We start from the raw sequence: 10,007 nt of genomic DNA, 5'->3' as shown, positions 1-10,007 counted from the left end.
ACGAACAGCCATTGCCAGTGGGTGCCGAGCACCAGGCGTCCGACCGCTGCCGCGACGGCCGCCCCGATCGCGAAGCTGCTGAAGACGAACGAGGCCGCGCGGCCGCGATGCTGCGCCGGCCAGTGCTGCGCGATCAGCGCCGCGCAGGGCCCCCACACGCCGCCGATGGCCAGGCCGGTCACGAAGCGCAGCACCATCCAGCCGCCCCAGGAATCCACCGCGTAGACCGAGGCCATGCCGAGGCCCAGCCAGACGAGGGCAGCCACGAGCGCCAGCCGCCTGCCGAAGTTCTCCGCGATCAGGCCGAACACGACACCGCCGGCCATGGCGCCCAAGGCCGTGGCCGTGCCGAGCAGGCCGGCCTCGGGCAGCGACATGCCCAGCAGCTTCAGCAGCACGGGCAGCGCGAGCGCCAGCACCGTCAGGTCGTAGCTGTCGAAGAGGTAGGCGACGAAGGTCGCCCACAGCACGCGCCAGCGCTGCGGCGTGCCGGCGCTGGCGTCGGAATCCTGGCTCATCGCCTGTCCTCGTTCGGTGGTCATGGAGAAGGCCGACAGGATAGCGCCCGCGTCGTGGCAAGCCGCCTACGTGCGCACGGCGGAGGCGCCCGCGAACTCGCAAGCGGAACGGGAAGTCGAAACCTCATGATCGAGATCAAGAGCCTGAGTTCGCTGGCCGCGGCCCTCCTGCTGGCCGCCTGTGCTTCGCCCTTCGCCGCCTCCGGCATCGCGCCCGGCACGCCGCGCGACGAGGTCCTTGCCCGCCTGGGCCCGCCCACCCGCGTGGTGCCGCTGGCCGAAGGGGGCCAGCGGCTGCAGTACTCGCTGCAGCCGGCCGGGCAGTACGCCTGGATGGTCGATGTCGACGCCGCGGGCCGGGTGACCGGGTCGAGGCAGGTGCTCAACGAACGGGACTTCAACCGCATCGTCCCCGGCACCTGGACCGGCGCCGACGTCGAGCGCGAGTTCGGGCCGCCGGCGCGGGTCGACTCCGTGGCCTCGTGGAACGGCCCGGTGCTGACCTACCGCTGGCGGGACCTGCAGGGCGCCGACATGTTCTATTGGGTCTACCTCGACCCGCAGGGCGTGGTGCGGCGCGCGCACCCGGGCATGGAGTTCCGCGACCGGATGTTCGATCGGCACTTCTGAGCACGCGCCGCGGCTGAGGTGGAGCAGAATCCGCGCATGGTCCAGCCAGCGCAGGATTCCCTCCCATGACCGCCCCGGCCCGGCACGACGCGATCGTCGTGGGCGCCGGCCTCGCCGGCCTCGTCACCGCGAAGCAGCTGCTCGATCGCGGCCTGCGCGTGGCGCTGGTGGAAAAGGGCGGCGAGCGTGGCCTCGGCGGGCTCGCGCTCCAGGCCTTCGGCGGCATGATGCTGGTGGATACGCCGCTGCAGCGCCGCGCCGGCATCCGCGACAGCGCGGCGCTCGCCTGGTCCGACTGGCTCTCGTTCGCGGAATTCGATGCCGAGGACGTCTGGCCGCGCCGCTGGGCCGAGCGCTACATCGAGCGCTGCGTGCCGGACGTCTACGAGTGGCTGCAGCGCCTGGGCGTGCGCTTCATCCCCGCCGTGCAGTGGGTCGAACGCGGCTGGATGGGCCCCGGCAATTCGCTTCCGCGCTACCACGTGCTCTGGGGCACGGCGCAGTTCATGACCGCCCGCCTGCTGCTCGCCCTGCGCCAGCACGCCCGCTTCGACCGGCTCGAGCTGCTGACCGGCCACCGCGTCGAGGCGCTCGTGCGCGAGGGGGCGGCGGTGGTCGGTTGCCGGGGCCGGCGCGCCGCGGACGACAGCGAGTTCGAGCTGCGTGCCGGCGCCGTCGTGATCAGCGGCGGCGGCATCACGGGCGACCTCGCGCGGGTGCGCCGGCACTGGCCGCGCGACTGGGGCAACCCGCCGGCGGTGCTGCTCAATGGCTCGCACCCGGCGGCGGACGGCCGCCTGCACGACGCGGTGGACGAAGCCGGCGGCCAGCTCACCCACCTGGACCGCATGTGGAACTACGCGGCCGGCGTGCGCCATCCGAATCCGCAATTCGAAGACCACGGCCTGAGCCTGATCCCTTCGCGCACCGCGATCTGGACCGATCCCGCGGGCCAGCGCATCGGCCCGGTGCCCTTCGTCTCCGGCTACGACACCCTGCACATGGTGCGGCAGATCGCGCGCGCCGGCTGGCCCCACACGTGGCAGGTGCTGAACCGCCGCATCGCCGAGCGCGAGCTGGCCGCTTCCGGCGCGGAGCACAACCCGCTGATCCGCGACCGGCGCATGCTGCCCTTCGGCCTGCAGATGCTGCGCGGCAACCCGGCGCTGGTGGACGAACTGCTGGCGCGCTGCAGCGACTTCGTGCAGGCGCCGGACCTCGCCACGCTGGCCGAACGCATGAACGCGCTGGCGGGCGACGGGCGTGTCACCCCGGAGGCAATGGAAGCCTCCATCCGCCCCTACGATGAACAGATGCGGCGCGGCCGGCGTTTCCACAACGACGACCAGCTGCGCCGCATCGCGCAGCTGCGCGCCTGGACGGGCGACCGCGTGCGGACCTGCAACTTCCAGCCGATCCTGGATGCCAAGGCCGGCCCGCTGATCGCCATCCGCTGCCAGCTGCTCACGCGCAAGTCCACCGGCGGCATCCAGACCGACCTGCACTCGCGCGTGATCGGCCGCGACGGCGAGCCGATCGCGGGCCTGTATGCGGCGGGCGAGGCGGCGGGCTTCGGCGGCGGCGGCTGCAGCGGCCGCGGCTCGCTGGAAGGCACCTTTCTTTCGGGCTGCATCCTGACGGCGCAGGCGGCGGCCGCCCACGTCGCCGGCTGAACACGAGACGGAGGACGACGATGAAGAAGACCGGTGCCAGCCTGGTGCGGCACGCGCTGGAGCAGCTGGGCGTGCGCTACACCTTCGGCATTCCCGGCGTGCACAACACCGAGATCTACGACGAGCTGGCGTCCTCGCCCACGGTCACGCCGGTGCGCGTCACGCACGAGGGCGCCGCCGCCTTCATGGCCGATGCGGTGAGCCGCACCAATGCGTACCCGGGTGCGCTGCTGGTGGTGCCGGCCGCGGGCACCGCGCTCGCCTATGCGGGAATCGGCGAAGCGTTCCTCGACGGCATCCCCATGCTGGTGATCACGGGCGGCATCCACAGCAGCCACGGCTACAAGTACCAGCTGCACGAGATCGACCAGCTCGAGATGGTGCGTGCGATTACCAAGGGGCGCTGGCGCGTCACGCGGCACGAGGACATCGTGCCGACGCTGTTCGAGGCCTGGCGCGTGGCCACCGGCGGCGAGCCGGGGCCGGTGTTCGTGGAGATTCCGGTGGACCTGCAGCTGTTCACGGGCGAGGTGTCGGCCCTGCCGCCGGCGCCGCAGCCGGTCGCGCCCGCCGCGCCGGATGCGACGGCACTGGATCGCGCCGCGGCCCTGCTGCGCGGAGCGCAGCGGCCCGGCCTGTTCCTCGGCTGGGGCGCGCGCGATGCCTCCGAGCTGGCGATCCGGTTGGCCGAGCGCCTGAATGCGCCCGTGGCCACCACGCTGCAAGGCCTGAGCGTCTTCCCGGCCACGCATCCGCTGCACACGGGCATGGGCATCGGCCCGGCCGCCGTCCCCGCGGCGACCAACGCCTTCGCGGAGTGCGACGTGCTGCTGGCCGTCGGCACGCGCTTCGGCGAAATCGCCACCGGCAGCTACGGCCTCGATCCGCGCTGGAAGCTGGTCCACGCCGACATCAACCCGGAGGTGTTCGACGCCAACTATCCGGCGGAGGTGGCCATCGCGGGCGACGCGGCCCAGGTGCTCGCGGCGCTGCTGGAGCGCCTGCCGGCGGGCCAGCCCGCCGTCGCGACGCAGGACGTGCGGGCACGCATCGCGCGTGACAAGAAGGCGTATCGCGACGAATGGCTCGCGCACGACAGCCGCGGCCGCGTGAACCCGGCGCGCTTCTTCCAGGCCCTGCGCGAGCGCCTGGCCGACGACGCCTTCCTGCTGGCCGACGACGGCAACCACACCTTCCTGACCGCGGAGCTGTTCCCGTCCACGCGCAGCCGGCACGTGCTGTCGCCCACCGACTTCAACTGCATGGGCTACTGCGTGCCGGCCGCCATCGGCGTGAAGCTCACGCATCCGCGTCAGCAGGTGGCGGGCATCGTCGGGGACGGCGCCTTCCTCATGACGGGGCTGGAGATCCTCACGGCCACGGAGCTGAAACTCGGCATCGTCTACTACGTGTTCAACGATGGCGAGCTGTCGCAGATCTCGCAGGCGCAGCAGCTGCCCTACAACCGCAAGGCCTGCACGGTGCTGCCGGAGATCCGCTTCCGCGGCATTGCCGAGGCCACCGGTGCGGTGTACCTCGCGATGCCCGGCGACGCCGAGATCGTGCCGGTGATCGAGCAGGCCGAGGCGCACGCGCGCGAGGGCCGGACGGTGATCGTCGACGTGCGCATCGACTATTCGAAGAAGACCCGCTTCACGCAGGGCATCGTCAAGACCAACCTGCAGCGCATGGACTGGGGCAGCAAGGCGCGGCTGATCGGGCGCGCGGCGTGGCGGCGCGTGGTCAGGCCCGAGCCGGCCTGAGCAGACATCTTCGGTCTTTGGTTCGCATCGCTCGCGCGAGGCGAAAAGAATCGACTTAGACCATGCGCGCCAGGGCGCGACGAGAGTACACGGCCGCGCAGAACCTGCCTAGAATCCGGCGCATTTTTCGGAGGCGCATGGCACGGTCCTGTCCGCTCTTCCATGTCGCCGGCGTGCTGGTGCAGACCAGGCCGGAGGCCGTGGATTCCGTCCGCGCGCGCGTCGCGCGGCTGGCCGGCGCGACCGTGCACGCAGCCGATCCGGCAGGCAAGCTCGTGGTGACGCTCGAATCGGAGCACGCCCGCGAGATCACCGAGGGGCTGGCCCGCGTGCAGGCCCTGCCTGGCGTGATCTGCGCCATGCTGGTGTCCGAACACAGCGAGCCGCTCGCAGCAGAAGAACAGGAGACAGCGCATGAGACTTCCCCCCCGGAGCCGGCGTGACTTCATGAGGCAGTCGGCGGCCGCTGCCGCCGCGGCTGCCGGAGGGATCGCGCTGCCGGCCGCGGCGCAGAACGTGATCCTGGACGCCGAATCCAGCCAGCTGCGCTGGTCGAAGGCGCCGTGCCGCTTCTGCGGCGTGGGCTGCGGCGTCAACGTGGCCGTGAAGGGCGGGCGGGTGGTCGCCACCCACGGCGACCCGCAGGCCGAAGTGAACCGCGGCGTCAACTGCGTCAAGGGCTACTTCCTGTCCAAGATCATGTACGGGCAGGACCGCCTCACCACGCCGCTGCTGCGCATGAGGAACGGCCAGTACCACAAGGACGGCGACTTCACGCCGGTCAGCTGGGACCAGGCCTTCGACGTGATGGCGCAGAAGTGGAAGCAGGTGCTGCGCGAGAAGGGGCCCACCGCGGTGGGCATGTTCGGCTCGGGCCAGTGGACGATCTGGGAGGGCTACGCTGCCTCCAAGATGATGAAGGCGGGTTTCCGCTCCAACAACCTCGACCCGAACGCGCGCCACTGCATGGCCTCGGCGGCAGTGGGCTTCATGCGCACCTTCGGCATGGACGAGCCCATGGGCTGCTACGACGACATCGAGCAGGCCGACGCCTTCGTGCTGTGGGGCTCGAACATGGCGGAGATGCACCCGATCCTGTGGCAGCGGCTGGGCGCGCGCAAGCTCTCGGCCCCGCACGTGCGCGTGGCCGTGCTCTCCACCTACGAGCACCGCAGCTTCGAGCTGGCGGACATCCCGATGGTGTTCACGCCGCAGACCGACCTGGCCATCCTGAACTACATCGCGAACTACATCATCCAGAAGGGCGCCGTCAACCGCGACTTCCTGTCCAAGCACGTCAACTTCAAGCGCGGCAACACGAACATCGGCTACGGCCTGCGGCCCGAGCACCCGCTGCAGAAGGCGGCGAAGAACGCGGCGGACGCAGGGGGCTCGCAGCCCATGAGCTTCGACGAGTTCGCGCAGTTCGTGAAACCCTTCGACGTCGATTACGCCGCGAAGCTCTCCGGTGTGCCGAAGGAGCGGCTGGAGCGGCTCGCGCAGCTGTACGCGGACCCGAAGGTGAAGGTGATGTCCTTCTGGACCATGGGCTTCAACCAGCACACCCGCGGCGTCTGGGCCAACCACCTCGTCTACAACCTGCACCTGCTCACCGGCAAGATCGCGACGCCGGGCAACAGCCCGTTCTCGCTGACCGGCCAACCGTCGGCCTGCGGCACGGCGCGCGAGGTAGGCACCTTCGCGCACCGGCTGCCGGCCGACATGGTGGTGACCAACCCGAAGCACCGCGAAGCCGCCGAGAGGATCTGGAAGCTGCCGCCCGGCACCATCCCCGACAAGCCCGGCTTCCATGCGGTGCTGCAAAGCCGCATGCTCACCGACGGCAAGCTCAATTGCTACTGGACGCAGACCACCAACAACCTGCAGGCCGCGGCCAACCTGAACCACGAAGGCTTTCCCGGCTTCCGCAACCCGGCCAACTTCGTCACCGTCTCGGAGGTCTATCCGACGGTGACCTCCGCCGCGGCGGACCTGATCCTGCCGGCGGCGATGTGGGTCGAGAAGGAGGGCGCCTTCGGCAATGCGGAGCGGCGCACGCAGTTCTGGCGCCAGCTGGTGGATCCGCCCGGCGAAGCCCGCTCGGACCTCTGGCAGGTCATGGAGTTCACCAAGCGCTTCCGGATGGAGGAGGTGTGGCCGAAGGAACTCCTGGACCGCAGCCCCGGCTACCGCGGCAAGACGCTCTTCGAAGTGCTGTTCCGCAACGGCCAGGTGGACGCCTTTCCCGCCTCGCAGGGCGACGCCAGCTACAACAACATCGAGGCGAAGCACTTCGGCTTCTACGTGCAGAAGGGCCTGTTCGAGGAGTACGCCCAGTTCGGCCGCGGCCACGGCCACGATCTCGCGCCCTTCGACACCTACCACCAGGTGCGCGGGCTGCGCTGGCCAGTGGTGGATGGCAAGGAGACGCTCTGGCGCTACAAGGAGGGCACCGATCCCTACGTGAAGGCGGGCACGGGCTGGCAGTTCTACGGCAACCCGGACGGCAAGGCCAACGTCTTCGCCTTCCCCTACGAGCCGCCGGCGGAGATGCCCGACCAGGAGTTTCCGCTCTGGCTGGTGACGGGGCGTGTGCTGGAGCACTGGCACTCCGGCTCCATGACGCGGCGCGTGCCCGAGCTGTATCGCGCGTTCCCGAACGCGGTGGTGTTCATGCACCCCGAGGACGCGAAGGCGCTCGGCGTGCGGCGCGGTTCGGAGGTGGAGCTGCAGTCGCGCCGCGGCAGCATGCGCACGCGGGTGGAGACGCGCGGGCGCAACCGGCCGCCGCGCGGCGTGGTGTTCGTGCCCTGGTTCGACTCCAGCCAGTTGATCAACAAGCTGACGCTGGACGCCACGGACCCCATCTCGCTGCAGACCGACTTCAAGAAGTGCGGCTGCCGCATCGTGAAGATCGCCTGACATGCGCAAGACGACCCTGCTCCTGCTGGCGCTGGCCTGCGGCGCCGCGCTGGCCGCCGATCCGGTGCCGCACAAGGACCCGTTCCGCGGCGACGCCGGCTTCACCGACCAGACACGGCCGCCGCCGCTGATCGGCGCCGAGAACCGCGACACCCGGCGGGTGCGCTCCTATGCGATGCAGCCGCCCACCATCCCGCACGCGATCGACAACTACCAGATCGACCGCTTCGCCAACAAGTGCATGATGTGCCACTCGCGCACGCGCGCCGGCGAGAGCCAGGCCACGCCGATCAGCATCACGCACTACACGGACCGCGGGGGCAACTTCCTGGCCGACGTGGCGCCGACGCGCTACTTCTGCGACACCTGCCACGTGGTGCAGATGGAAGTGGAAGCCCGCGTGCCCAGCACCTTCGAGGATGTGGACGCGGTGGTGCGGCGCCTGCGCGAGGAAGCACGCGCGCGCGCCGGCGAAACGCCCAAGAGGCCGCCGGCGCCATGATGGCCCTCGTGCGGCGCTACTGGCTCACGCTGCGGCGGCCGAGCCTGCACTACAGCCTCGGCTTCCTCACCATCGGCGGCTTCATCGGCGGCGTCCTGTTCTGGGGCGCCTTCAACACGGCGCTGGAATTCGCCAACACCGAGCCCTTCTGCACCAGCTGCCACGAGATGCGCGACAACCCGTACCAGGAGCTGCAGCCGACCATCCACTTCACCAACCGCTCGGGCGTGCGCGCCCGCTGCGCCGATTGCCACGTGCCGCACGACTGGACCAACAAGATCGCCCGCAAGATGCAGGCGTCGAAGGAAGTGTGGGGCTGGATCTTCGGGACCATCGACACGCGCGAGGAGTTCCTCGACAAGCGGCTGGAACTGGCGCAGCACGAGTGGGCGCGGCTGAAGGCGAACGACTCGCTGGAGTGCCGCAACTGCCACCGCTACGAATCGATGGACTTCACGCGCCAGGGCCGGCGCGCGCAGTTCGCGCACTCGACGGCGCTGGAATCGGGCGAGAAGACCTGCATCGACTGCCACAAGGGCATCGCCCACCGGCTGCCGAACATGGCGGAGGTTCCATGAAAGCGACTTCCGGGGACCGGCCTGCTGCCGCGGCGCCGGGCGAAGCGGCGCAACAGGCGCCGGGCGGGCAGCGCAAGAAGGAGGAATTCCGGACCTGGTTCTTCCTCACCTTCGTGATGGCGCCGGTGCTGGCGGTGCTGATCGTGGCAGGCTACGGCTTCGCCGTCTGGATCTACCAGATGCTGGCGGGGCCGCCGACCTATCACTAGGCGCCTGGGCGCTCGCGGAACAGGGCATTGAGCTCCGCCCCCGAGGCCGCATCGGCGAAGCCGTCGAAGCGCCCTTCTGAGGCGAGCATCTGCGCCGCCCGCATGAAGCCGCCCCAGGCGCTGCGCGCCAGCGCACCGCCCACGCTCACCCGCCGCACACCCATCGCTTCGATGTCGCGCAGCGAGAACTCCGAGGCCGCGCCCACCAGCAGGTTCACGGGCTTGGGCGCGACCGCGGCCACAACCGCTTCGATGTGCGCGCGGGTGCGCAGGCCAGGCGCATAGAGGCAGTCGGCGCCGGCTTCCGCATAGGCCTGCAGGCGCCGGATCGTGTCGTCGAGATCCTGTCGGCCGAGCCAGAAGTTCTCGGCCCGCCCGACCAGCAGCGTCTCGCTGCCGGCTTCGTCGATCGCGCGGCGGGCGGCGCGGATGCGTTCGACCGCGGCCGGCAGGTCGCGCACGGGCACCGCGGGATCGCCGGTGGCATCCTCGATCGACAAGCCCGCCACGCCCGTCTCCACCGCGAGCCGCACGTTGCGCGCCACGCCCTCGGGGTCGTCGGCGAAGCCGGCCTCGAAGTCGGCGTTCACGGGCAGGGTGGTCGCGGCGACCATCTCGCGCAGGTGCACCAGCACTTCCTCCACGCGCATCTGCCCGTCGGCCTTCGCATGGCGCCATGCCGCGCCCGAACTCGTGGTTGCGAGTGCCTTGAAGCCGAGCTGCTCGAGGTAGCGGGCACTGCCCGGATCCCACGGGTTCGGGATCAGGAAGCAGCCCGAGGCATGCAACTGCCGGAAGGCGCGGCGGCGGGCGGACACGTCGTGGGACACGGGCATGGAACCTCCTCGTTCGCGGGACGGCGGCCATTCTCGCCGGCCGTGCCGATCGCGCGGGAAAGCCGCGGATTGACCCCGCCACGGACGATGCAATCGGTAGCGCGCCTGCCTTGCGCTACAGCGGCGGCACCAGTTCGACCGGAGCGGTCGTGCCGCTTTCCTCGTCGCCCTGCGTGCGCAGCGGCGCGCGGGCGGCCGCGGCGGCTTCGCGCTCGCCGATCTGCTGGCGCCACATGGCGTAGTACAGGCCCTTGAGCGCCAGCAGTTCCGCGTGGGTGCCGCTCTCCACCACGCGGCCCCGCTCCAGCACGTGGATCGCGTCGGCATGCAGCACGGTCGAAAGCCGGTGCGCGATCAGCAGCGTGATCTGCGTGCG

The 10,007-nt window shown here is 70.6% G+C and carries 10 protein-coding genes and 1 pseudogene; 8 read left to right on the top strand and 3 right to left on the bottom strand.

Annotated features, from left to right (window positions below):
- Positions 1–518: MFS transporter (locus VFM98_RS13935; protein ID WP_325110514.1), on the bottom strand; the 518-nt coding region annotated here is incomplete at its 3' end.
- A gap of 126 nt (positions 519–644) precedes the next feature.
- Between VFM98_RS13935 and VFM98_RS13930 the strand changes: the two genes are divergently transcribed.
- From VFM98_RS13930 to napE, 8 genes are all read left to right on the top strand, one after another.
- Positions 645–1,148: a hypothetical protein gene (locus VFM98_RS13930; protein WP_325110513.1), complete on the top strand. Its 504-nt coding sequence runs from the start codon at positions 645–647 to the stop codon at positions 1,146–1,148.
- 65 nt (positions 1,149–1,213) lie between these two features.
- On the top strand, positions 1,214–2,821 hold the full coding sequence (locus tag VFM98_RS13925; RefSeq protein ID WP_325110512.1) for an FAD-binding dehydrogenase: 1,608 nt from the start codon (positions 1,214–1,216) through the stop codon (positions 2,819–2,821).
- A gap of 20 nt (positions 2,822–2,841) precedes the next feature.
- Complete coding sequence (locus VFM98_RS13920) at positions 2,842–4,584, top strand: thiamine pyrophosphate-binding protein (RefSeq protein ID WP_325110511.1); 1,743 nt, start codon at positions 2,842–2,844, stop codon at positions 4,582–4,584.
- Between the two features lie 173 nt (positions 4,585–4,757).
- Positions 4,758–5,027 carry a chaperone NapD gene (locus VFM98_RS13915; protein WP_325110510.1) on the top strand — a complete coding sequence of 90 codons (270 nt, stop codon included), beginning with the start codon at positions 4,758–4,760 and terminating at the stop codon, positions 5,025–5,027.
- Entirely contained in the window at positions 4,999–7,506 is a 2,508-nt protein-coding gene (napA, locus tag VFM98_RS13910) for a periplasmic nitrate reductase subunit alpha (protein WP_325110509.1), read from the top strand. The genes VFM98_RS13915 and napA overlap by 29 nt, the downstream gene beginning before the upstream one ends.
- A 1-nt stretch (position 7,507) precedes the next feature.
- Positions 7,508–8,008, top strand: coding sequence for a nitrate reductase cytochrome c-type subunit (locus tag VFM98_RS13905; RefSeq protein WP_325110508.1), 501 nt, complete (start codon positions 7,508–7,510; stop codon positions 8,006–8,008).
- Positions 8,005–8,586 (top strand): NapC/NirT family cytochrome c, encoded by a 582-nt coding sequence (locus VFM98_RS13900; protein ID WP_325110507.1) that lies wholly within the window; start codon positions 8,005–8,007, stop codon positions 8,584–8,586. Before VFM98_RS13905 ends, VFM98_RS13900 begins: the two co-directional genes overlap by 4 nt.
- Positions 8,583–8,795 carry a periplasmic nitrate reductase, NapE protein gene (gene napE, locus VFM98_RS13895; protein WP_325110506.1) on the top strand — a complete coding sequence of 71 codons (213 nt, stop codon included), beginning with the start codon at positions 8,583–8,585 and terminating at the stop codon, positions 8,793–8,795. Before VFM98_RS13900 ends, napE begins: the two co-directional genes overlap by 4 nt.
- On the opposite strand, the gene VFM98_RS13890 is transcribed toward napE, so the two are convergent.
- The gene (locus VFM98_RS13890; protein ID WP_414709026.1) at positions 8,792–9,631 is read right to left on the bottom strand and encodes an isocitrate lyase/PEP mutase family protein; all 840 of its coding nucleotides are present in this window, start codon (positions 9,629–9,631) and stop codon (positions 8,792–8,794) included. The genes napE and VFM98_RS13890 overlap by 4 nt on opposite strands.
- Before the next feature lie 115 nt (positions 9,632–9,746).
- Positions 9,747–10,007 (bottom strand): annotated as a pseudogene (locus VFM98_RS13885) (hypothetical protein); the annotation flags it as partial.

Source organism: Ramlibacter sp. (assembly GCF_035706265.1).
Lineage (GTDB): Bacteria > Pseudomonadota > Gammaproteobacteria > Burkholderiales > Burkholderiaceae_C > Ramlibacter.
This window is presented reverse-complemented; position numbering and strand designations above follow the sequence as displayed.

Bases quoted from the DNA above. Each gene is read 5' to 3' on its own strand.
- VFM98_RS13900 (WP_325110507.1), top strand. From the start codon at position 8,005: ATGATGGCCCTCGTGCGGCGCTACTGGCTCACGCTGCGGCGGCCGAGC.
- VFM98_RS13905 (WP_325110508.1), top strand. From the start codon at position 7,508: ATGCGCAAGACGACCCTGCTCCTGCTGGCGCTGGCCTGCGGCGCCGCG.
- VFM98_RS13925 (WP_325110512.1), top strand. From the start codon at position 1,214: ATGACCGCCCCGGCCCGGCACGACGCGATCGTCGTGGGCGCCGGCCTC.
- VFM98_RS13890 (WP_414709026.1), bottom strand. From the start codon at position 9,631: ATGCCCGTGTCCCACGACGTGTCCGCCCGCCGCCGCGCCTTCCGGCAG.
- napA (WP_325110509.1), top strand. From the start codon at position 4,999: ATGAGACTTCCCCCCCGGAGCCGGCGTGACTTCATGAGGCAGTCGGCG.
- napE (WP_325110506.1), top strand. From the start codon at position 8,583: ATGAAAGCGACTTCCGGGGACCGGCCTGCTGCCGCGGCGCCGGGCGAA.
- VFM98_RS13930 (WP_325110513.1), top strand. From the start codon at position 645: ATGATCGAGATCAAGAGCCTGAGTTCGCTGGCCGCGGCCCTCCTGCTG.
- VFM98_RS13920 (WP_325110511.1), top strand. From the start codon at position 2,842: ATGAAGAAGACCGGTGCCAGCCTGGTGCGGCACGCGCTGGAGCAGCTG.